The sequence below is a fragment of the Clostridium sp. JS66 genome, from assembly GCF_033561535.1.
Lineage (GTDB): Bacteria > Bacillota > Clostridia > Clostridiales > Clostridiaceae > Clostridium_AM > Clostridium_AM carboxidivorans.
The window spans coordinates 1,938,932-1,963,233 of record NZ_CP131467.1; the positions used below are offsets into that span (position 1 = coordinate 1,938,932).

The 24,302-nt window shown below is 29.2% G+C and carries 19 protein-coding genes and 1 tRNA gene; 14 read left to right on the top strand and 6 right to left on the bottom strand.

Annotated features, from left to right (window positions below):
* Window positions 1–8: 8 nt before the first annotated feature.
* Window positions 9–1,448, top strand: coding sequence for an Asp-tRNA(Asn)/Glu-tRNA(Gln) amidotransferase subunit GatB (gatB, locus tag Q6H37_RS09095; protein WP_318741161.1), 1,440 nt, complete (start codon window positions 9–11; stop codon window positions 1,446–1,448).
* Window positions 1,449–1,517: 69 nt separating this feature from the next.
* Here gatB and Q6H37_RS09100 read toward each other — a convergent pair whose 3' ends face one another.
* The 3 genes from Q6H37_RS09100 to iadA all read right to left on the bottom strand — a co-directional run bounded on the left by Q6H37_RS09100 (window position 1,518) and on the right by iadA (window position 4,197).
* Window positions 1,518–2,192 (bottom strand): ATP-binding cassette domain-containing protein, encoded by a 675-nt coding sequence (locus Q6H37_RS09100; RefSeq protein WP_318741163.1) that lies wholly within the window; start codon window positions 2,190–2,192, stop codon window positions 1,518–1,520.
* A 20-nt stretch (window positions 2,193–2,212) separates the two neighbouring features.
* On the bottom strand, window positions 2,213–2,872 hold the full coding sequence (gene modB / locus Q6H37_RS09105) for a molybdate ABC transporter permease subunit (RefSeq protein WP_318741166.1): 660 nt from the start codon (window positions 2,870–2,872) through the stop codon (window positions 2,213–2,215).
* Window positions 2,873–3,021: 149 nt separating this feature from the next.
* Window positions 3,022–4,197, bottom strand: a complete 1,176-nt coding sequence (gene iadA, locus Q6H37_RS09110) for a beta-aspartyl-peptidase (protein WP_318741169.1) — start codon at window positions 4,195–4,197, stop codon at window positions 3,022–3,024.
* Between the two features lie 572 nt (window positions 4,198–4,769).
* On the opposite strand from iadA, the gene Q6H37_RS09115 reads away from it, so the two are divergent.
* The 4 genes from Q6H37_RS09115 (at window position 4,770) to Q6H37_RS09130 (ending at window position 7,009) form a co-directional block, all read left to right on the top strand.
* The gene (locus tag Q6H37_RS09115; protein WP_318741171.1) at window positions 4,770–5,150 is read left to right on the top strand and encodes a zinc-ribbon domain-containing protein; all 381 of its coding nucleotides are present in this window, start codon (window positions 4,770–4,772) and stop codon (window positions 5,148–5,150) included.
* A 121-nt stretch (window positions 5,151–5,271) separates the two neighbouring features.
* A tRNA-Glu gene (locus Q6H37_RS09120) sits at window positions 5,272–5,346 on the top strand.
* Between the two features lie 207 nt (window positions 5,347–5,553).
* On the top strand, window positions 5,554–6,168 hold the full coding sequence (locus Q6H37_RS09125) for an RNA polymerase sigma factor (protein ID WP_318741173.1): 615 nt from the start codon (window positions 5,554–5,556) through the stop codon (window positions 6,166–6,168).
* Window positions 6,146–7,009 (top strand): hypothetical protein, encoded by an 864-nt coding sequence (locus Q6H37_RS09130; RefSeq protein ID WP_318741176.1) that lies wholly within the window; start codon window positions 6,146–6,148, stop codon window positions 7,007–7,009. Before Q6H37_RS09125 ends, Q6H37_RS09130 begins: the two co-directional genes overlap by 23 nt.
* Before the next feature lie 200 nt (window positions 7,010–7,209).
* On the opposite strand, the gene Q6H37_RS09135 is transcribed toward Q6H37_RS09130, so the two are convergent.
* Together Q6H37_RS09135 and Q6H37_RS09140 are read right to left on the bottom strand one after the other, a co-directional pair.
* Window positions 7,210–8,748 (bottom strand): HAMP domain-containing sensor histidine kinase, encoded by a 1,539-nt coding sequence (locus tag Q6H37_RS09135; RefSeq protein WP_318741178.1) that lies wholly within the window; start codon window positions 8,746–8,748, stop codon window positions 7,210–7,212.
* Window positions 8,749–8,757: 9 nt separating this feature from the next.
* Window positions 8,758–9,435 (bottom strand): response regulator transcription factor, encoded by a 678-nt coding sequence (locus Q6H37_RS09140; RefSeq protein WP_318741180.1) that lies wholly within the window; start codon window positions 9,433–9,435, stop codon window positions 8,758–8,760.
* A gap of 327 nt (window positions 9,436–9,762) precedes the next feature.
* On the opposite strand from Q6H37_RS09140, the gene Q6H37_RS09145 reads away from it, so the two are divergent.
* From Q6H37_RS09145 to Q6H37_RS09165, 5 genes are all read left to right on the top strand, one after another.
* Window positions 9,763–10,743 (top strand): VanZ family protein, encoded by a 981-nt coding sequence (locus Q6H37_RS09145; RefSeq protein ID WP_318741182.1) that lies wholly within the window; start codon window positions 9,763–9,765, stop codon window positions 10,741–10,743.
* 64 nt (window positions 10,744–10,807) lie between these two features.
* Window positions 10,808–13,771, top strand: coding sequence for an insulinase family protein (locus Q6H37_RS09150; RefSeq protein WP_318741185.1), 2,964 nt, complete (start codon window positions 10,808–10,810; stop codon window positions 13,769–13,771).
* Window positions 13,772–13,803: 32 nt separating this feature from the next.
* Window positions 13,804–14,487 (top strand): M15 family metallopeptidase, encoded by a 684-nt coding sequence (locus Q6H37_RS09155; protein ID WP_318741187.1) that lies wholly within the window; start codon window positions 13,804–13,806, stop codon window positions 14,485–14,487.
* Window positions 14,488–14,495: 8 nt separating this feature from the next.
* Window positions 14,496–14,627, top strand: coding sequence for a serpin family protein (locus Q6H37_RS09160; protein WP_318742973.1), 132 nt, complete (start codon window positions 14,496–14,498; stop codon window positions 14,625–14,627).
* Window positions 14,628–14,844: 217 nt separating this feature from the next.
* Entirely contained in the window at window positions 14,845–17,775 is a 2,931-nt protein-coding gene (locus tag Q6H37_RS09165; RefSeq protein WP_318741189.1) for an insulinase family protein, read from the top strand.
* Between the two features lie 218 nt (window positions 17,776–17,993).
* On the opposite strand, the gene Q6H37_RS09170 is transcribed toward Q6H37_RS09165, so the two are convergent.
* The gene (locus Q6H37_RS09170) at window positions 17,994–18,593 is read right to left on the bottom strand and encodes a TetR/AcrR family transcriptional regulator (protein WP_318741191.1); all 600 of its coding nucleotides are present in this window, start codon (window positions 18,591–18,593) and stop codon (window positions 17,994–17,996) included.
* A 389-nt stretch (window positions 18,594–18,982) separates the two neighbouring features.
* On the opposite strand from Q6H37_RS09170, the gene Q6H37_RS09175 reads away from it, so the two are divergent.
* The 4 genes from Q6H37_RS09175 (at window position 18,983) to Q6H37_RS09190 (ending at window position 23,940) form a co-directional block, all read left to right on the top strand.
* Window positions 18,983–19,975, top strand: coding sequence for an efflux RND transporter periplasmic adaptor subunit (locus tag Q6H37_RS09175; protein WP_318741193.1), 993 nt, complete (start codon window positions 18,983–18,985; stop codon window positions 19,973–19,975).
* 16 nt (window positions 19,976–19,991) lie between these two features.
* Window positions 19,992–20,645, top strand: coding sequence for an HlyD family secretion protein (locus Q6H37_RS09180; RefSeq protein ID WP_318741195.1), 654 nt, complete (start codon window positions 19,992–19,994; stop codon window positions 20,643–20,645).
* Window positions 20,646–20,661: 16 nt separating this feature from the next.
* On the top strand, window positions 20,662–22,206 hold the full coding sequence (locus Q6H37_RS09185; RefSeq protein WP_318741196.1) for a DHA2 family efflux MFS transporter permease subunit: 1,545 nt from the start codon (window positions 20,662–20,664) through the stop codon (window positions 22,204–22,206).
* A gap of 330 nt (window positions 22,207–22,536) precedes the next feature.
* The gene (locus Q6H37_RS09190; protein ID WP_318741198.1) at window positions 22,537–23,940 is read left to right on the top strand and encodes an amino acid permease; all 1,404 of its coding nucleotides are present in this window, start codon (window positions 22,537–22,539) and stop codon (window positions 23,938–23,940) included.
* Window positions 23,941–24,302: the final 362 nt, after the last annotated feature.

Genomic DNA, 24,302 nt, shown 5'->3' on the forward strand with positions numbered 1-24,302 from the left:
AAAAAATTATGAGTTATGAAACAATAATTGGTTTGGAAATACACGCTGAATTAAATACAAAGACAAAAATATTTTGCAACTGTTCTACTAAGTTTGGGTCTGAGCCTAACAGCAATACATGTCCAGTATGTTTAGGATTGCCAGGAACATTGCCTGTTTTGAATAAAGAAGTAATTAAATTAGCTATAAAAGCTGGTAAGGTTTTAAACTGTAAAATAAATAAGTTAAACAAAATGGATAGAAAAAATTATTTTTATCCAGACCTTACAAAATCTTATCAAATTTCTCAGTTTGATTTACCAATCTGCAGCGGGGGATATGTTGAGTTTGAATTAGACGGAGTTAAAAAGAAAGTAAGATTAAATAGAATACACATAGAAGAAGATCCAGCAAAACTTACTCATTTGGAAGATGAACCATTTTCATTAATAGACTATAATCGTGCAGGAATGCCACTAGCAGAAATAGTTACGGAGCCAGATATTCATTCACCAGCAGAAGCAGTAGCTTTTCTTAAAACGTTAAAATCGCTATTAGAGTATGCAGAAGTGTCAGACTGTAGAATGGATCAAGGATCTATGAGATGTGATGCTAACATTTCTTTAAGACCAGTGGGACAGGAAGAATTCAATACTAAGGTAGAAATTAAAAATATAAACTCTTTTAAAGAAGTTCAAAAAGCATTAGAAAAGGAACAAAAAAGACAACAAGAGCTTTATACTTTTGGAGAAGGGGATAAAATAAAGCAGGAAACTAGAAGATGGGATAGCGGAAAGGGAAGAACTATTCCTATGAGATCCAAGGAAGATGCGGATGATTATAGATATTTTCCAGATCCAGATTTAGTACCAATAGTTATTAGTGACAATCAAATAGAAAGTATAGAGAAAACTATTCCAGAGCTTGCACCAGAGAAGAAGGTTAGATTTATGGAGCAATTTAAGCTTACAGAAAAAGAAGTAGATATTTTAGTTTCTGATAAGGCGTTAAGTCATTTCTATGAAGATGTTGTAGCACTTGGAGCAGATGCAAAAACTGCTGCAAACTGGATTTTAGCTGAAGTGCTTAGAATACTTAAAGAAAAAGAAATGGAAAGCACTGATATGACTCTTAAACCAGAAATGCTTTGTAAACTTATAAAGTTAATAGGTGAAGGAAAAATAAGTAATACAGCAGGAAAAGAAGTATTCAATGAAATGTTTGATTCAGGAAAAGATCCTGAAGAAATAGTGAAGGAAAAAGGACTTTCTCAAATAAGTTCATCAGATGTACTTGAAAAGATAGTAGATGAAGTTTTAAGTGCTAACCCTAAATCAATAGAAGATTATAAGAGTGGTAAACAGCAGGCAGCTGGATTCTTAATGGGTCAAGTAATGAAGGCTTCAAAGGGTCAGGCAAATCCTAAGATAGCAAAAGAACTTATTGAGACTAAATTAAAGTCTATGTAGAAAATATTGTAATATAATAAAAGCTATGAAATTAAGGTGCGAACTTATATTTCATAGCTTTCTAAATTATTAAATAGAAATACCAGCTTCTAAAGTGCTAGTATTTTCACATTCTTTAATTCTTCCATAATCTATATGAATTATTTTATCGCCTAACAAACGAGCTTCTTCAGGATTGTGTGTAACTAAAATAATGTCTATAGAATATAGCTTTTTTAACTGCAAAAATTCTTCATATACTATGGACTTAGTTTGTACATCTAGAGCTGAAAAAGGTTCGTCTAAAAGAAGAACGTCAGGTTTTATAGATAAGGCCCTAGCTAGAGCAACTCTTTGTTTTTCACCACCTGATATTTGTTTTGGATATCTCTTTTTTAAATGATCAATATTAAAAGCTTCCATAATATGTTCAATGTAGTTAGTGTCTTTTAAATTTTTGCATTCTAAACCAAATAATATGTTTTTTTCTATAGTCATGTGAGGAAAGAGAGCATAATTTTGAAATACATAGCCTATATTTCTATCTTTAATTTTCATATTTATATTTTTTTTAGAAGAAAATATAGCTTCATTACCTACGGATATTTCACCTTCTTCAGGAGTTTTTATACCAGATATACAATCTAAAATTGTAGTTTTACCAGAACCTGAGTGTCCTTGTATAACAAGCACTTCTTTATTAAGGGAAAAGTTCACATCTAAATCAAAACAATACATCTTTTTAAATATTCTAACGTTAAGCATAAAATCCATCCTTAAAAATATTATTTGCAATTTCGCTTTGTCCACATGTTAAGGCTATATATGGTTGTGAAACTGAAAATTAAAACTATTAATACAAGAATATTAGCAGTTCTGTTATCTCCACTTTCCACAGCAAAATATATAGCAGTAGGAATGGTTTGAGTTTTTCCAGGAATATTTCCAGCTATCATTAGTGTAGCACCAAATTCACCTAACGCTCTGGCAAAAGATAAAACTAAGCCACTTATTATGCCTGGGAAAGCCATTGGTAGTGTTACTTTAAAAAATACTTTAAGTTCACTAGCTCCCAATGTTCTTGCAGCGTTTTCACAGACTTTGTCCATATTTATGAAAGCTGCTTTGCAGCTTTGGTACATTAGAGGAAGAGAAACCACAAAAGAAGCTATACAAGCAGCAGTTAAAGTGAAAATTAGACTTTTGTTAAAAACATTTAGAATAAATTTACCTATAAAACCGTACCTGCCTAATATTACTAAAAGACCATATCCTACAACGGAAGGAGGTAATACCATAGGTAAAATTATCAAAACTTCTAGAATATCCTTACCCTTAAACTCGTATTTGGTAAATAGTCTAGCTAAAGCAATTCCTATTATGCATGTGAAGATTGTGGAAATTAAAGAAACTTTTAAAGAAATAATTATTGGACTTAGTATCATTTGTAACAACCCACTTCTGTTTATTTTTCAATTCGTTATACTAATAATAGTTTAACGCAATAATCTTTTGATGTAAACAATTAAATTTGTAGCATAGCTGCTATATGTAACACTTTTATCATTTTTTATTTGAGGAATATTACCTGAGTCTAAGAATCACTTGGCTTTGAAAAAGTTCCATATACAGTAGGTTTATAATTGCTTATCATAATTTTACCTTTGCATATAACTGTATTCAAGTTTAATTTTTTATCTAATATTAATAAATCAGCATCAAAGCCTTCAGAAATTTTACCTTTATTTTTAAATTTTAAAAACTTAGCTGGTGAAGAAGTTAAAGGAATAAGGGATTCTTCCATGGATATATCATTTTCTATGCATTGTCTTATGGTTTCAATATTTGTAGATGGTAAGCCTATTTTTAAAGAAAGTAATTTGCCGTTTTCGTCAAATATAGGCATACTTCCTCCTGAATCGGAACTCATAGTAATGTGATAAGGGGATATATTTTCTTTAAGCATGGTTTTATAAACATCAAAAGCAAATAAGGCATTATCTCCCTCAGGTTTAATACCTGTAGTTATATCAATAAAACCTCCATTTTTAGCATATTCTATAGAATGTTTAAATGCTAATGGATTCCTGTTTACATGAGTAGGGAGTAAGTTTTCATATGGTACTTCAGAGTCTTCTACTATATCAAATACAGGAGTAAGTCCTTTTTTTCCATCACCTATATGTATATGTAAAATACCACATTTGCCAGACAGCATGCCTCCAACTCTAGCTTCAGAAGCTAGATGAATTAAATCTTCAGAAGAAGGATTACTACTCCTATGGTCAGATACAGCAATTTCACCTACACCTATTATTTTATCTACTAAAACAATGTCTCCTCTAGCGCTATCAGTTATTGTTCTTGTAGGCATTTCATAACATCCCGTCCAACAGTGAGTACTTATACCTTCTTCCTCCAAAGCCCTTGCTTTTGCAAGTAAGTTTCCCATACTTCTTGTAATTCCATCAGTTCCTAACAATCCAACACAGGTAGTAATTCCGTTGGAGGTAAAGTCTGTAAGGTTTAGTTCAGGAGCTCTAGTGGTAAATCCACCTTCACCACCACCACCAATAATATGGACATGAAGATCAATGAGGCCAGGTGTTAAAGTAAAACCATCACCATCAATTATTTGGATTTCAGGAAAGTTTTTATCTGGAATTTGTATATTTTTAGATATATAGACTATCTTATCAAAGCATATGAGAACATCATTTTTACCTAAGTATTCTGGTGAATAAATTTCTATGTTTTTTATCAATATCATAATGAACATCTCCTTTTGAACTAAGTAGGCAATATAAGAATAATGTGACACAAGTGTATGTAAGCGAAGTAACTTTCAACTGTATTCCGTCTGATATATGCTGTGAAGGAAAACTCACTTCGTTAAGAAGTTCTAATGCTTGAGATATTGAAAAATTTCTACCTCCTCAAATGCGACGTCCTGTCGCTTTCGAAGCTTTTGCCGTCCTGGCAAAAATTACGAAATTTTTCAATATCTCAAGCAAAGAACTTCTAAAATTCGTTCGAATCTTCCTTCACAGCATATATCAGTCTGCATACAGTTGAAAGTTACTTCTTAGTGCATTGCGTGTACAAATAATACTTATTACCTAGTTTATGCACACTTAGCCGTGATGAAACACTTATCATATATCACGGAGTAAAAGTAATTCAAACTTTTACTGCACCTTTACGTCGCATTATGCTTATATTATTACTTATTATGTGTTAAAATATACTGTGTTAAGATGAAGTTGTGTTGTAAGTTGAGAGTTTTTGTTGTAATATTATGAAGTGGATTTTCTTAGCATATCAATGCGTTAGGAGGGTACAATGTTCTTTATAGGAATATTTGGAGTAGAAGATAAACAGAAACAGATAAAAGATATAAATACTATAGGTTGCAAGAATTGTAATAGTAGTAGACATACATTAATAAAACAATATTCTTTTTTTCATATATTTTTCATACCAATTTTTAAATGGAATATAAGATATTTCTTGATATGCAATAATTGTAATACTATTTATGAGATACCTAAAGAAAAAGGTATTAGAGTAGAAAATGGAGAAGATTCAGCCATTACTTATTGGGACTTAAAGGTTATAGAAAATTATAATGGGGCACAGGCACAATTAAGATGCAGCAATTGTGGAAGGGCAGTAGATTCCAATTTTGAATTTTGTCCTTATTGTGGAGAAAGATTAAAATAATGATAAGAATAACGAAAAAAAGTTATAAAAAATGTTGACATATAGGAGAAAATATATTATTATAATACATGTAGTCGAAATGCTAAAGAAAAAAACCTAATAAACAAAAGAAAAAATACGAGGCCCCTTGGTCAAGCGGTTAAGACACCACCCTTTCACGGTGGTAACAGGAGTTCGAGTCTCCTAGGGGTCACCATTAATTAAAATGCCAGTGTATTAAAATTTAATACACTGGCATTTTTGTGCTTGCAAGTAGTTTATAATGTAGGTGAAAGCATTGTTGTTATTGAAATTTTAGAATTACATATCAATTTAATATTTGTATTTAAGAAAAAATTTTTGAACCTTTTTTGTATATGGTGTCTCTTATATAATAGGTGCACCTAGAAAGGAAGTTGATGATGTGGATGAAATCAGTTTAATACAGCGCTGCAAAGAGGGTGATATGGAGGCTTTTAATATTTTATTTAACCAATATAGTAAGCAAGCAATTAGAACAGTATATCTTATAATTGGACGAAATGACATGGCAGAAGATATTGTACAGGAGGCTTTTATAAAATGTTATAAAGAAATTAAAAGTCTAAAAAATGCTGAAGCCTTTCAATCTTGGTTTTATCGATTACTCACAAGGATAGTTTGGCGTTACTGTTCAAAGGAAAAAAATTATTTACATACAGAAAGTATGGATGATAATAATAGAGAAACAATTGCAGATAGTTTAGTACTATCTGATATAGCTGAAAAAGATGAAATTAAAAGTTTTGTAAATGAAGCTATTGATAAATTAAGTGTACCTTTAAAAACAACTATTATTCTTTATTATTATAATGAGTTGTCTATTAAAGAAATATCAAAAATTTTAGGGTGCTTCCAAGGTACGGTTAAGTCAAGGCTTCACAATGCTAGAAAGTTTTTAGAGAAGGAATTAAGAAGTAAAAAGTTTGAAGGGTATTCCTTTTATAATAGTTTGAATGGAAAGGAGCAAGATGAAAATGTCAAACCAACAACAATTTGATAATATAATAAAATCAGCATTAATGGATAAAGCTGAAAAAGTATCTCAAAAGGAGAATATGTTTGAAAATATAAGAAATGAAATTCAATCAAATAGAAATGAAAAAATACTTAATTTGAGGGATAGGCTGCCATATTTTAATTTAAAAAAATCTATGATAACAGCAGCATGCTGCATGTTTATAGCAGCAGGAGCAGTTTTTACATTTTCTCCAGATGCTAGAGTTTCAGCACTTCAAAGCATAGGAAAGTATGTTAATGGATATATAGATATGAAAAGCTATGATAAGGCACCATCAAAGGATAATCTAAAAAGCGATTTAGGCTATGATGCAAAAATGCCAGAATCTCTTCCAGGAGAATATAAATTAATTGATGCTGGAATATCTGGTCATATTAACGGTTCAACTCCAGATAAACAATATGATAAAAAAGAAGCAGACGGTATATATTCAAAAAACAATACCAGGGAAGAAAGTATATCGTTAAGTGCTTGGAAAGTTGGAGCCAAGAAAGATTCATCAATATATAAAAATGCTAAAGCTGTAACTGTAGGAAATACTACTGCATATTGGGCAGAGTATATAGTACATGTATTGCCTACTGATATTAAATTGACAAAAGAGCAGGCTGCTAAGGTAAACGAAAATTGCAAGAACGGTAAAGAAATATTAGTTGCTGTTAGTAGCAAAAATGGTACGAAACTTAAAGAAGAATTTAATAAATCACATTCATTGAAATGGACGCAAAACAATGTGAATTATCAACTTACTGATGAAAATAATAAATTGAGTTTTGAAGAAATGTCAAAAATAGCTGAGAGCATAATGAATTCAAATTAAAATTAGAAAATCAAAGTTAGTTTCAATAAAGCATAAGTAGTATACCACATAATCAAGAATTTAATAAATGTTAGTTTGGATTTTAAATTATCATAGTAATATTTATGTATAGGCAAAATCCAAACTAGCAGTTATCTATAATTCAATGATTAATAAATAATTTTAGCAAATAAGATCATGTACAATTTAATGTGATTTTTTTAATTTATAGTTCTTAATGTAAAAAAGAAACAAACACCATTTGGTGTATTTGTAGCACCGTAATCACTATTATGAAGTTCAAGGATTGCTTTTGATATAGCAAGTCCAAGACCTGTTCCTCCAAATTTTTTATTTCGAGATTTTTCAACTCTATAGAAGGTTTCCCAAATTCTACTTATTTCAGCTTCATTAATATTTTTGCCAGAGTTTTCAATTGATATTTTTACGTAGGTGGTCATGTTTTCTAAGGACAACTTAATATATCCCTTTTCTGGTGTGTTATCTATAGCATTATTTATAAAGTTAAATAATACTTGGCTTATACGAAAATCATCTCCTATGACTAGTACATCACTATAGTTGCTGAGTTCAAATGTAATGTTTCTTTCTCTAGCAATATTTTCATATTTATCACTTATTTTATTTATAAGATTATTTATGTAGAATTCAGAAATGTTAAGTTTATATCCTACAGATTCTAAGGTTGAAAGTTCTAATAAATCTTTTACAAGTTTATCCATTCTTTCTGTTTCATCTAGTATGGTTTTAAAGGCTAATTCCCTTTCTTCTCCTTGTGCAACATCGTCTTTTATACTTTCCGTGTAGCCTCTTATTAATGTAATAGGTGTTTTAAATTCATGAGTTACAGCGCCTAAAAATTCTCTTCTAAGCAAATCAAGTTCTCTTTGCAAATCTAAATCCTTTTGTAATTTTTCATTAGCATTAGAAAGTTTATGTAGGGTATTTTCAAGGTTATATGACATAACATTTATAGTTTTAGCTAAACTTCCTATTTCATTTTCGTTTTTTATCTCACACCTTTCAGAAAAATTTAAGCTTGCTATTTTAGATGCAGTTTTATTTATTTTCAATATAGGTTTTGCTACCCAATATGCAAGAATTATGGAAACGATAAAAATTAAAATAATTAAAAATAAACATATATAAATAGCATATTTTTTTAATATATTTGAAGATGCTGATGTAAAAACTTCTGGAATAATTGCGGTTACATAAACATAGTCAGTTTTTGATGTCTTATAGGCTTTTTCAAACACTATATATTTGGTAGGAATTTTATATTTGTTATAAATACGAAAAATAGGCATCTCATTCCCAATGTCAGGGAAATAATGTATGCTGGAATTGTAATTTATAATTTTATTTTTAATATAATCAACATAATAAGGATCAAATTGTGATTTTGTATCTTGTGTGATTTTTACATTATTTAAATCTTTATCAAATATAACAAAGCTTATCAGGTTTTGATTTTCAAAGTCTTCCAAAGAATTTAATTGTATTTTTTCAAAAGCAGTGGATTTGGAATTTATTCCTTCATCATTGAATATAATTTTACTTATAAAATCATCTGTAAAAACTTCTATATGTCTTTCTTTTTCTATGGTGTTTTGCGAAATATTGTAGGTTCTCCCTACTATAAATACTTGGATAAAAACAATAATACACAGAAAAGAAATTAATATTGAAGATAATATTATAAAAAGCTTAAAGATAATACTTTTGTAAAATTTCATATTTCACCTCTATAAACCATCAAATTTATATCCTCTACCTTTAACTGTTATTATAAATTTGTGGTTATTACCTAGTTTTTGTCTTAGCCTTCTAATATGTGTGTCAATAGTTCTTGGATCTCCAAAATAGTCATATCCCCATACTTTATCGAGTATTATGTCCTTTGATAAAATGATTCCTTTATTTTGTATTAAAAATTTTAATAAATCATATTCTTTATGTGTCAGTACTATTTTTGAGTTGTCCACAGTGACTTCACCAGAATTAAAATCTATAATAAAACCATCTTTTGAAAAAATATTGTCATTAGTATTTAATTTATTATCAACTCTATTTAAAAGAGCATTGGCCTTTGCTACAAGTACTTTAGGGCTGAAAGGCTTGGTTACATATGCATCAGTACCTTCATCAAATCCCTGTAGTATATCCTGTTCTTCAGTTTTTGCAGTAAGCATAATAATGGGTACATTAGAAATCTTTCTAATGCATTCACAAACTTTAAAACCATCGATATAAGGAATCATTATATCAAGAATAATTAAATCTATTTTATTTAATTTAAAGCTATCTAAAGCTTGATTTCCATCTTCGGCTTCATATATATTGAAATTTTCCTTTCTAAAGTACATAGCTATTAAATTTCTAATTCCTGCATCATCTTCAACTATAAGCAGATTTTTAAACATAATATTTATCACCTCTTAATGAAATTTAAATTATTTCACGTTCCTGTAACATTGCAATTTTAATATAAACTTGTGTGACATTGACAGCTTAAATTATATACTATATCAATTTTTTATCAAGCTTTAGTTTAATTTATAAAATTATCAATGAATTTTATTTAGTGTGGGCGTTATGGCAGTTACTTATAAAATAAATTGAACCTTTTTTGTACAAGATGTTTCTAATATAATGAATGCATTTTTAAAAATACTAAAACAAAACAAGAATATAATACAAAAACGATGAAAAAATGAAAGTTTACATTTTGAAGGAAGAGAGGAAATCACATGAAGTTTAAATTTGATAAAACTAGTTTATTAAAGGCTGTAATATGGATTTTATTTATAGCATATATTGCTGCTTTATTTAAAATTTTAATATTTAGATATCTTTCAATAAGTCAATTATTCAGTGGAAGTTATGGAAAAATGAGGTCGATTAATTTAATTCCATTTAAAACAGTTATTCAAGACCTTGTTAATAGTAGAACAATGGGGTATATGAGTGCCATATCCAATACTTTTGGCAATATAATAATATTTATACCATTTGGTTATTTTATACCTTCTTTAAATGAAAAATATTCAAAGTTTAGTAATGTGTTAATATCTACAGCTTGTTTTAGCTTATTTTTTGAAATTTCTCAGTATATTTTAGGTGTTGGAAGTAGTGATATTGATGATATTATTTTAAATACTATGGGAGGTATTATAGGATATGTTTTATATAAATACATCAATAAGCTGATACCAAAAAGAAATACTTTTTATGCGAGCATAATAATAACAACTTTTATATTGTTTATTGGTGGAGGTATTATTGCTGTAGATCAATTTGGGACATACTTAGGAATTAGTAAATTGCATGAACAAGTTATTGGTGGAGAAAATGTTCCAAAAGGTAAGGCTGATATATTTGGAAAATTGGTGAATAGTAGTAGTGATTTAGTTACTGTAGATAAAATTATTAGAAATAATAAGAACGAAAGTACTGCAGTAAGTTCTAATTATACTAAAAATGTTAATGAAGAGAATGTTGAAGTAATGTTGAATAAATCTACTAAGGTTTATTTAGAAAAAGGTGTTTTAAAGAAAAAATTTTTAAAAGGATATAGTTTAACTGTTGCCTACAGTAAAATTCCTACTGAGAATATAAGTAAGTTATCCTCTGGTACAAAAATATCTGTATGGGGAAAATATGATAAAGGAAAATTTATTGCAGATGTAATTAGCATTCACGATGAATCTAGCGAACAGCAAAAATTTTGAACCTTTTTTATATATGATGTCTCTTACATAATAGAGCTCTAAAATAATAAAAGGAGGATTAAAAATGAGAACTTTAAAAATGAAAATTGTTTTACTACTAGCATTTGTATTTATGTTCCAATGCTCTAGCTTTGATACAGTATTTGCAGCTGCAAATTCCAATGAGAATACCCTTATTGATTTAACTGTTGGAAATAGTTACTTTGGATTTAAGGTGTTATCAAAGACATATATAAAAGATATTGATTCAACAGTTTATGAGCTTGAACATGAAAAGACAGGAGGGAGAGTTTGTTACATCAAAAACAATGATAATTATAAAGTATTTTCAGTTGCTTTCAAAACTTTACCAAAGGACAGCACTGGTGTAAATCATATTATTGAACATGTAATCGCAGAAGAACAAAGACATAATAATGGCATGTTTTCACAAGGAAATAGTAATACTGATGCGAAATTCACATTTTATCATGGAGCTGATTTGAATGAAGAAAAATTTGAAACTGCTATGAAGGGTACATTAAATTCAGTATTCTTCCCAAATATTAATGAAAATTTAATGAAACAAGAGGGATGGAGATATGAGATATCTTCCCCTAGTGATGAACTTAAAGTAAATGGTATTGTATATAATGAAGAAAAAGGTAGAAAGTCAGTTATTGAAGCTCTTCAAGATAAAATAGAAGCATCTTTATTTCCAAATTCAGTTCAATTTGATTCAGGAGGAAATCCTGAAGATATACCTAAACTTACTTATAAAGAACTTTTAGAAACTTATAAAAAGAACTATACTCCTTCAAATAGTCTTATTTGTCTTTATGGAAATTTAGATATTACAAGAATATTAGAATCCATAAATAATAATTATTTTAGTAAATTTAATAAGACGGCTTCAATTGACACCAGTACGAAAGATGAAAAAGTTAATGACAAAATGGCTTTTTCTGAAGGATACTATTCTCTACCTAAAGGAAGTAGCGTTACAAATAAAACATACTTGTCATTAAATTATGCACTTGGAAATGATCTAAATAAAGAAACTCTTGCTATGCTTGAGAATATTATTTCATCACCTTTAGAAAAAGCATTTTCTGACAATAATTTAGGACATCCTGTTTGGGTAGGTGACAATCCTTTTAGCATAACAGTTGAAGGAGCAAATGAATCTCAGAAGGAAAAATTTCAAACTGTAGTTAACAGTACTTTACAAAACATAGTTAAGAATGGTTTTGATAAGGAGCTAGTTAATTCTAAATTTAACGAGTATGAAATGAGCCAGCGTGAGGAGTCTTCATCGGCTGTCAGGGAAAAAATATACGTTAAGGATATTATTGAGGCATGGTGTGAAAATGAAAGTATAGAACAAAGTTTATTATCCATCTCTAAAATTGAAAATATTAAAGAAAAATATAAAAAAGACAATAGATACTTTGAAAATTTAATCCAAAAATATATATTAAATAACACTCATTCATCACTTGTCGTTATGAAGCCTAAGCCTGGATTGGATGATGAAAATGAAAGTAAGTTAAAGGATTCTCTAGCAAAATATAAAGCAAGTTTATCTTTAAATCAGATAAACGAATTAATAAATCAAAATAAAGCATTTAAATCCTGGCAGGATGATTATTCAAAGCAAAATTCTAAAAATAATTCTGTAGATTTAGATACTGTAAATAAAAAATCTGAAGAAATACCTTCAGAAGTAAGCGATTATAATGGAGTGAAGATATTAAAACATCCTATTTATACAGCCGGACTTCAATATATTAATCTTTATTTTGATACAAGTAAAATTCCTCAAGATAAATTAATGTATTTAGTTTTATTGAGAAAAATATTAGGAAAGGTTGGTACGCAAAATTATACTTATGATAAGTTATCAAATGCAGTAGGTACTAATACTGGTGGAATTACATTTTATATTGATAATCCAAGTTTAGAATGTCCAATGTGTGATAAAGATTCTGATAAGTATTATTCTAAATTAAATGTTTCTATGCTCACACTAAATAATAATTTACAAAATTCCTTTAACATTCTGCAGGAGATAACTAACAGTAGTAATTTTTCAGATAAGGATCGTTTAAAGAGCTTGATTAAAGAAGTGAAATCAGATATGCAAAATGATATAAACAATGACCCTTATAATTTTGTTGCTCCTGAAGCACTGTCTTACAGCTCTGATAGTGGCAAATACTATAATATAGATAGCTTACCTTTTTATAATTTTATTTGCGATTTGGATAAGAATTTTGATAAGCAATCTGATGAAGTTATAAAAAATCTTAATTATGTAAAAAATTTAACATTTAATAAGAATAATTTAATTGTAAGTTATACTGGAGATGACTCGAATTATGGTAACTTTGTTAAATGCTTTGATACCTTTTTCAATAAAATAAATGGATCAAATGGAAACAATCAAAAATATACATTTGATTATTCATCAAAGAATGAAGCATTTATAACTCCAGCACAAGTGCAGTGTATAGTAAAGTCAGGAAACTACAAAAAATTAGGATATAAACCTAGTGGAAAAATGGTGGTATTTGAGACAATAGTACAAAGCTATTTAACACAAAAGCTTAGAATAAAAGGTGGTGCTTACAGTGTAGGTGTAGAAAGAAATAATTCCGATTTTTCGTTTTATTCTACAAGTGACCCTAATCTAAAAAACACAATAGATACATTTAACACGGTACCAGATTATTTAAAAAATTTCAATCCAGATAAAAATGAGATGAATAAATATATTTTAGCATCATTAAGGTATATAGATACGCTGAGAGATCCTAAAGGTAAAGCTTCTGAAGCTGATAATATGTATATTATGGGTATAACACAGGAAGATGTTCAAAAGTATCGTGATGAAATTCTTTCAACTACAGCAGAGGATATACGAAATTATGCGCCTATGATGGATGGCATCATGAAGCAAAATAATCTGTGTGTAAGTGGAAATGCAAATATAATAAATTCAAATAAAGCATTGTTTCAAAGTATAAAGAATTTATGTGATAATTAAAAGCTGTAAACAAGTTATGGAGGCGTATAGAATTGAAAAAGTTACTTATGATGCCAGTACTGTTTCTAGCTGTAGTAATAATAATTTACTCAGTATTTAAGCCAAATCAAATTATAAATAATTTAGCTTATGGAAGTGATAAAAAAACAGGTGATGTTTTAATTTTAGTAAATAGAGATAATAGGTTATCAAGCAATGATATACCTAAAAATTTAACAATACCTAATGTGAATTTTGCATTTAATGCATCTCATGAAGAAAAAATGATGCAAGGTGAGGCGGCTAGATCTTTGGAAAATTTATTCGCATATGCTGGTAAGCAAGATATAAATTTATATGGTAACTCTGGTTATAGATCTTATAAATCACAAAAGCATATCTATAATGAAAGAGTAAAAAAGGTTGGTAAGCAGCAAGCTGATGAGTATGTGGCACAACCTGGAGCTAGTGAACATCAAACTGGTCTTGCAATGGATGTAACTAATAAAGAAGGTGCACAAGGTCGATTAATGGTAGACTTTGGACAAACTAAGGAAGGAAAGTGGTTAAAGGCTAATGCCTATAGATTTGGATTTATAATGAGATATCCAAAAGAAAAAGAAGCTATAACAGGTTATAATTATGAGTCCTGGCATATCCGATATGTTGGAATAAAGGCAGCAAAGGAAATATTTGATAAAAATTTGGTATTGGAAGAATATTTGGGTCAGAAGTAAAAATATATATTTTATTTGAGACTAGCTTATATGCAAGATATGTTGAGTTTTTTATTGACAGACCTTTTGTTTTTGCAATAAGAGATTGTAAAACAGGAGTAATAGTATTTATGGGAAATGTTGAAAACCTACAAAAATAATTAAAATGTATTTTATAAAAAAAGCGAGTTCATAAAGACTCGCCTTTTTCTCATAATTTACTCATTTAAACTTATAGAGTTTCACGTTTTACTGCCGACTTATTAAAAAATTTATGTTTAGTTTAGTTTTTTGTAATAATTGAGCTTTAATATAAAAATGTAAGTTATGCATAATTTATATTCTTATTCAGGCTTAATTTATAGGAGGAATTTTATAATGAAATTATTGAAAAGTAAATTGATTTTTATATTAACATTTGTGTTTATGTTTCAAAGTATTGATTTTACTTTAGTTTTTGCTGCAGCAGAAAATAATAATAATGGTTTTAAATTAGTAAAACAGACTTATATTAATAGTTTAAAAACTACTGTAATGCAATATGTTCATGTTAAAAGTGGTGCTAAATTAATATATTTAAAAAATGATGATCCAAATAAAACCTTTTGTATAAATTTTCGTACTCCACCATCTGATAATACTGGTGTAAATCATATAATTGAGCATTGTTTATTGGATGGATCGAAAAAATATCCTGTAAATAATGCTGCACTTACAATGAACAATCAATCCTTATGTAAGGTTGAAAATGGACATACTGATGAGGAGAGTACACAATACTACGTAACAAGTTCCAATGATAAGGACTTTATGAATTTTACAGGAGTACTTCTGGATTCAGTATTTTATCCCAATTTACTTACTAATCGCAATATATTTCTTCAGGAAGGAGGACATTATGAAATCAGTGCAGATAAGTCAAAAGCAAAATATACTGGTGTTGTATATAACGAACAAATGTCTGGTGAAGATCCATCTAGAATGATGAATTATAAGTCTCCTGAATCCGTACTTCCTGATACTATATATAAGTGGAATTCAGGTGGTAGCCCAAAGGATATTCCTAATGTTACATATGAGGATGTAGTAAAAACTTATAAAAAATTCTATAAGCCATCAAATAGTTATATTTATCTTTATGGAAATTTAAATATTGATGAAACACTTAAATATATAGATAATAATTACCTTAGCAAATTTGACAATGAACAAGTTGATAGTAAAATTAGTTTTCAAAAACCTTTTGTAAAAGGTGCAGACAAAACATATTACTATAATACAGAAAGTACCACTGATAAAAACAGTACTTATTTTTCGGAGAATTATATAATTGATAAAATTACAAATACGGAAGCAGTAAATTCTTTTCATGTGCTATGTGATATTCTTCAATCCAAACTTAATAAAGCTGCAAGTAATAATGGTCTTAATGAGGTAGATGTTATGCCTTTTTCATATCTTCAACCAGTTTTGACTATTGAATGTGATAATGTATCTGAGGATCAAAAGGGGAAATTTCAAAAAACCATTGATGATACTTTAAAAGATATTGTAACAAATGGAATCGATAAGAAAGATATAAAAGCTTTAATTTCTTCTTATGAATCTGACAAAAATAATGAATCTTTAAGTGCAGCACATGGCATTCATTTAAATGATGAAATTATGCAGTCATGGTTATTTGATGGTGATCCTACAATTTATCTTGATGCCGATAAATATGTAAATATTTTAAAGAAAGAACTTAATGGAAGATATCTTGAAGATATGATTCAAAAATACTTAATAAATAATAGTCATAAATCTATAGTTACACTGAAATCACAAAAAGATGCTGCACAAGATAAAGGAAATATAGACATAAAATCACTATCTAAGAATGAAATTGATAAGATTATTCAAGATACAGAAGGATTAAAAAAGTGGCAGTCAGAGGTAAATTCAAAAGATGTGCTTTCAAAACTGCCTTTGCTTAGTAATTCGGATTTAAAATTAGATAAACCTGTAGTAAATACATCCATTTCTTCAGATGGAACTAAAATGTTGTTTACACCGGTTAATACAAGTAATGGTTCTTACTACAATTTATATTTTGATACTTCTATGATACCACAAAATAAGATCCCCTATATAAATCTATTGTGCTATATCCTTACAAATGGAAGCAATGATAAATACAATCAGTTCAATTCTACAAATGGAACTGATACTTTAACTTATGGCAATATAGAATTTTCTTCAGATGCATATGGAAGGCTTGATTCCTCTACTGCATATTCTCCTAAAATAAAGGCATATGTAGCTGCACCAAATGGTAACATAGATAGTTCATTGAAATTACTTAAGGAGATAATTAATAATACAAACTTCAATAATAAAGATCAAATAAAGAATTTTATAAATCAAGCAAAAATTGCATCAAAGAGCACAGTTTCTACTAATCGCTTTCTATCATATTTATCTGAAAAAGGTAGATATAATGACAATTTAAAAGGATTTCCTTATTATGATTTTTTATGTAACATGCAGGATAATTTTGATTCAAAATGGAGTGAAATTCAAGGTAATCTTATAGATGTGTATAATACTGTATTCAATAAAAAAAATCTTATAGTTGGATTTGTTGGAACAAATGATGATTATTCACACTTTCAGGGAAGTATTCAAAACTTTTTACAAGAAATCAGATATACAAATTCTACCCCTGTAAATTATAAATTTGATGGAACCAATAAAAATGAGGCTATTCCTACCTTGAGTGCAAATATAAATGAAGTAGTTAAAGAATATAATTTTGAAAAACTTGGCTACAAATATAGTGGCAGTATGAAGGTTCTTCAAGCTGTAATTGATGAATATCTTATTAACCAAGTACGTGCAAATGGTGGATATGATGCAGATTCAAATATAAGCGAAGATGGTAACATTTATTTTAGCACTGCTAGAATGCCAGATATTAATAAATCTATGACGATATATGATGGCTTGCCAGCATATTTAGAAAATTTCAAATCTGATAATGATGAAATGATGCGATATAAAATAGGTGCATTTAAAAAGCTAACCAATCCAGAATCACAGGTTTATTCTGCAATAAATAGCCAGGAAGATACAATTAAAGGAAAGAACAAAAGTGATTATGAAAGGGAATTGAATGAGATTTTAAATACAACCTCGGGCGATATAAATAAGATGCATGACATGGTTCAGGAGGTTATTAATCAGAATGTTTTCTTTGTATTAGGTAATAAAGATAAAATAAATGAACAAAAGAATATGTTTAATAAAATAATTCATTTAACAAAGTAGCAGATCTATTAAGAGGACAGAGGACAATTGACAGAGGAGAGTGAAGGAGGATTTTTCTCCGCTGCGATGCGAAAAATCTTCAATTAAATTTTTGATGACTCGTTTCGCTAAAGCGAAACATGAATGACTTATATAAATTTAAAGGTTCTTTTGCGTTAGCAAAAAATTAACCTTCACGGTCTTCTGTCCTATGTCAAATGTCCTCTGAAAAAGTTGTGTTACTTACATTGAATAGATTCAATTAATAATTCAATATAATCATATCTAACATTTTTATTTTTATAATCAAGTCTAGCAATATTTTCTACTTTATTACCTAATAATATAGGAAATATTAAAGTGCTAATTATTTGCAATCCCATCATATGCAGATGATAATCATCTTTAATATCCGTCAATTCTTTTAAAATATTCATTAAACTTGTAATTCCTTCTTGTTGAAGAAATTTCATGTATTCAGGTTGAACTTCTTCATTATATATAAGTTTGTTAATGAAGTTTTTAAATACATCAGGATATTCTATACTAACATCTGAATAACTTCTAAGAAAATTTCTAAGCCTTTCTATTGGAGTTAATTCATTATTGTCAAGAATTTTAAAGGAATTTCTAAACATACCAGTAAAACATTTTAAAGCTTCATTAATTACATTATCTTTTGATCCAAAATGATAATTAATAGATGCTATATTAACATCAGCAGCTGCTGCTATTTTTCTTGTGGTAACATTTTGGAAGCCTTCCTTTCCAATAATATAAAGTGTTGAATTTAGTATTCTTTCTTTTGCATTTGATGCATTTTTTAAATTATTTTTCATATGAATTCCTCCTAAGCGGTTAACAAAAATCTATGATTTTGTGTGAATCGCTTATTACTATTTTATATGTAAACAATGTTTAAAACGTATTTTAATATTATCATACTAATTTATATATTTTTTGTCAATAACAAAAGTAATAGGTATATGTTTTTTTATTATAATTTACAAAAATGTTTTGGTAATATAAAGGCATTTACAAAAATGGTTTTTTATATCTTGACTTTAAAAAGAAAATTATATTGACAACTAGTAAGGTTAGTATTAATATTTATTTAAACATTGTTTAAAACGTTGATTAAAACTATGTTTAAGAAATTTTTAAGAATCAACTGATTTTGGTTGATAACAAAATTTTTAATATTTTTAATAAAGGGGGAAATAAGTTTATGTTAACTAAAAAAAGAATAAAAAAATTAATGCCATTGTTATTATCATTGACCATTACAACATTATTTGCAGGATGTTCCTCGAGTGAAAATAATTTTAGAGGGACTAGTGAAAATAAAGCACAATCTGAAGATATATACATTTTAAGTGGAAAAATTCAAGCAAATAATTATGCCAATATATCCTCTCAAATCAATGCAAAAGTAACTGAAATTAAAGTAGATGTGGGCACTAAAGTAAATGCTGGGGATCCAATCATTTACTTAGATAATAAAGATCTTCAATCTCAAGTGGATCAGGCAGAAGCTGCTGTTTCAACCAATCAAGCCAACTTAGATAAAATTAAAGCTGGAATAAGACCGGAATCAATTGCTTCCCAAAGGGCGCTTGTAGATGGAGATAAAACAGCTTATGATATTGCTCAAAAAAATTATGCGCGTCAAAAACAGTTGCTGCAGGGAGGTAACACTGCTGAGGTAAACCTTGAACAAGCACAGCAGGCATTCTCTGCTGCAAAAGCTAAGTATGATGCAGATTCACAAGTTCTAGCTTCTATGGAAAATGGTCCAACACAAAGTGATATAAATGCATCTCTGGCACTTGTAAAGCAAGCTGAAGCTGCAGCAGAAATATCGAAAACTTCATTAACTCATGCAGTTATTACAGCACCAATATCAGGAACAGTTACTGTAAAAAATATAAATGTAGGAGAAATGTCTGGTGCTAACCAACCTCTTGTTACAATTGTAAACGATGGTGGACTTCATATAGATAGTTATGTACCAGAGAACTTGCTTGCCAAGTTAAAAGTAGGACTTCAAGTTAATGTTAAAGTATCTGGATTTTCAGATAAAGTGTTTCAGGGCGAAATTTCAACAATAAATTCTCAAATAGATTCTCGTAATAAGGATGTTTTAGTAAAAATAGCTCTTAAAGATCACAGTGATATTCTAAAACCAGGTATGTTTGCAGAAATAGGGTTAAAAAAATAAGGTGGGTGAATAAATCATGAAATCAAATAGAAAGATGTTAATAATTCCTGTGTTTATATTAATGTTAGCAGTTGTAGGAGGTATAATTGCATATTATTGGTACAATTCTACATATTTTGTTTCAACAGATGATTCAACAGTTCAAAGTGATTTGGTAAAAGTGGCACCACAGATTACAGGTAAACTTGCAGAAATAAATATTAAGGATGGTCAGTATGTGGAAAAGGATCAAATAGTAGGTAGGATTGATATGGGTAATTTAGCGGATATAGCTACAGACTCCTCTGTTGTAAGAGCTCCAATTAGTGGAATTATATTAAAAAAGCAAGGAACTGCAGGTGAGGTGGTTACTGCAGGACAACCACTTGCTACAATGATAGATCCATCTGCTCTTTACATAAATGCTAATATAGATGAAACAAAGCTTAAAAAGGTAAAAGTGGGACAAAGTGTTGATATTACTGTAGATGAATATGATGGATTAAAATTAAGTGGCAAAGTTATAAGCGTTGGAGATTATGCTAATTCTGATTTGTCTGTTATTCCTACGTCCACTAGCGGAACCTTTACAAAGGTTGTACAGAAAATTCCTGTAAAGATTTCACTGCCTAAAAATAAATATAAACTATTACCTGGAATAAATACTGTTGTTAAAATCCATGTTAAATGAAAAGAGGTAGATTTTTATGGAAAAAGATATTACATCAGATTCATATAGATGGTTTGCTCTTGCAGCAGTGGTTATGGGTACGTTTATGGCTATTCTTGATACTAGCATAGTAAATATCGGAATACCTAAAATGATGGCAGTTTTTAATGTATCTTTAGATTCTGTTCAGTGGGTATTAACTGCATATACGCTTACATTAGGCGCTATCGTACCTCTTACAGGATTTTTAGGAGAGAAATTTGGAAATAAGAAACTGTATATTTTTGCATTAATTTCATTTACCTTAGGTTCTTTTCTATGTGGTATGTCCTGGAGCAATTCAGCCATGATAATCTTCCGTGTGCTGCAGGCTCTTGGAGGTGGAATGATTATGCCAGTTAGTATGACTATTATTTTTCAGATGTTTGAACCTAAAGAACGTGGACTTGCTATGGGTTTTTGGGGAATAGCTAGTATGGCAGCTCCTGCTATAGGACCTACTCTTGGCGGTTTTATTATTGAAAAATTGGATTGGAGATTAATTTTTTATGTAAATGTACCTATTGGAATTACAGCAATAATTTTATCAACAATACTGTTAAAGGAATTTCCACACAAGGCTCCTGAAAAAGTTGATATTACAGGTTTTATATTTTCAACGATTGGTATTGTAAGTGTTTTATATGTACTAAGCGAAAATCCTATAGATTGGAGTGACGTACAAAACCCTGTTCTTTTAACAATAGGTATTTTCAATCTTATTATGTTTGTTATAAATGAACTGACAGTTTCAGAACCACTTTTAGATTTAAAAGTACTAAAAAAATTAGACTTCTCATTTTCTTTAATTGCTTTAACATTAATAAATATGGCATTGATGGGAGGAGTATATACCATACCTCTATTTTTACAAAGGCTCAAAGGATATACAGCTATGCAAACAGGTATATTGATGTTTCCATCTGCAATTGTTACAGGGTTAATGATGCCTATAAGCGGGAAGATAGTAGACAAAATAAATCCTAAAGTAATAATATTACCTGGATTGGTGATACTTGCAATATCATCATATCAATTGGCACAAATAGATTTAAATACTTCCAGAGATATGACGAATTTGATTTTAATACTTAGAGGTGCAGGATTAGGACTTACTATGATGCCACTTACTACATTGGGAATGAATGTTCTACCACAAAGTTTAATTTCCCAAGGTTCAACTCTTCAGAATACTTTTAAACAAATAGCAGGATCTGCTGCTATAACTATGATGACACTTTCTCTTACAAGTAAATCAGATATATATTATTATAGATTATCAGAACAGGTAACACCTTTTAATATACAAGCAGCAGCATTTTTGAATCAAATGCAAAATAAATTAACACTTACGGGGATATCCCAAGCACAATCACAAATTCAAGCTAAAAGTATTCTTATGGGACTTTTAAAGAAGAAGGCTTCTGTAGATGCTTTTGATTATATATTGGTGTTGTGTGCACTATTTGTATTAATAGCGTTAATTTCAACTTTATTAATAAAAATTAAACCTAAAGTAGAAACCGAATCCGTTGAGAGTTAATATTCATACTCAACTAAAAATATTATATTGAAAAAGCGTGATGAAAAAATCACGCTTATTTCAATTCAAGGTTTAATGATAGAAAAGTTATTATACATAGAAAACAATTGCATCAAGTTATACGTTTACATTCACAATATTAACTAAATGATATTTAAATATGACTTAAAAAAACACTTTATTAAAAAAATACTATTAAAATTATAAAAATGATATTGAAATATATAAATAATGGTGGTAATATAATAACAAGATTCATTTTTGAAAATTTTCATAGGATACATTAATTTCGATCGATTGAAATGCCAATTAAAAAAGGGGGCAATAATTATGAAAAATATATTTAGAACAAAACCCATTGAAGATCTCATAAAGGAGACGCAGGGTGAAAAGTCATTGAAGAAAGTATTGGGGGCTTTCGAACTTACTATGCTTGGTATTGGGGCAATAATTGGTACTGGAATATTTGTACTTACAGGTATTGCAGCTGCAAATTATTCTGGACCAGCACTTGTTATATCATTTATCATATCAGGCATTGCGTGTGCATTTGCTGGTTTGTGTTATGCTGAGTTTGCTTCTATGGTTCCAGTAGCAGGTAGTGCTTATACCTATGGGTATACGGCTCTTGGTGAAGTGTGGGCATGGATTATTGGATGGGATTTAATACTTGAGTATTTATTTGCTATTGCAACAGTAGCAATTGGATGGTCAGGATATATAGTTAAACTTCTTGCATCTGCAGGTATCATTGTACCAAAGGCTTTAGCAAATGCGCCTGATGCAGGTGGTATCGTAAATTTACCAGCAGTTCTTATACTTGCTGTAGTAACAGGCGTTCTAATAATAGGTGTACAACAAAGTGCTAAATTGAATAACATAATAGTTGGGATAAAAGTTGCTGTTGTTTTATTATTTATAGCATTAGGTGTAGGTCATGTTAATGTAGCAAATTGGAGTCCATTTATGCCTTATGGTTGGAGTGGTGTTTTATCAGGTGCTTCAGTAATATTCTTTGCTTATATAGGATTTGATGCAGTTTCAACTGCAGCAGAGGAAGTAAAAAATCCTCAAAAAGATTTACCAAGAGGAATTATAGGTTCATTAATTGTTTGTACTATATTGTATATTGTAGTTTCTGCAGTATTAACAGGAATGGTTCCATATCTTAAATTTAAAGAAACAGCAGCTCCAGTTGCATTTGCACTTGAGCAGGTTGGTATAACTTGGGGTTCAGCTTTGGTATCCGTTGGTGCAGTTTGTGGTCTTACTTCAGTATTAATTGTTATGTTATATGGTCAAACTCGTGTATTCTTTGCAATGTCAAGGGATGGATTACTTCCAAAAGTATTTGGAGACGTACATCCAAAATTCCAGACACCTGTAAAAAGTACATTACTTGTTGGTATTATAAGTATGGTAGTTGCAGGCTTCACTCCAATAGGAGTTGTTGCAGAGCTTACTAATATAGGTACTTTAACAGCATTTATAATAGTTTCAGCAGCTGTTATAGTATTAAGAAAACATGAGCCAAATAGAAAGAGAGCATTTAAATGTCCATTAGTACCTGTAGTTCCAGGACTTTCAATAGCTTTCTGTGCACTTTTAATATTTAAACTTCCAGTTATAACTCAAGTTAGATTTTTAGTTTGGTTAGTAATAGGACTTGTAATATACTTCGTATACAGTTATAAGCATAGTGCTATGAATAGTGGAAAAAGTAATGCAGCATAATAATTTAGCGAATTAAGAGAATATCAATATTAAATATATAAGCTATGAAATATAGGTTTTAACCTTAATTCATAGCTTTTTTAGTTATTTTGTGAAAAAGTTTATTGAAAAGTATATTTTTCAGTATAAATATTAATATATAAAGTAGTAAAAAAGAAGTTTTAAAAGTATAATTAGCATAAAGCTAGCTAATATGATATAATTGGACAACAAGATTAAATTTTATCTGATAGTTAAACTAATGCATAATTCATGTAAGCTTATAAGGAGAAACAAGCTTTAAATAAGTGAGATTCATTGATATTGAGAAGGGAGATAAACCATATTGAAGGTAAGTAAATTTAAATGTAACTGTGGTTGCC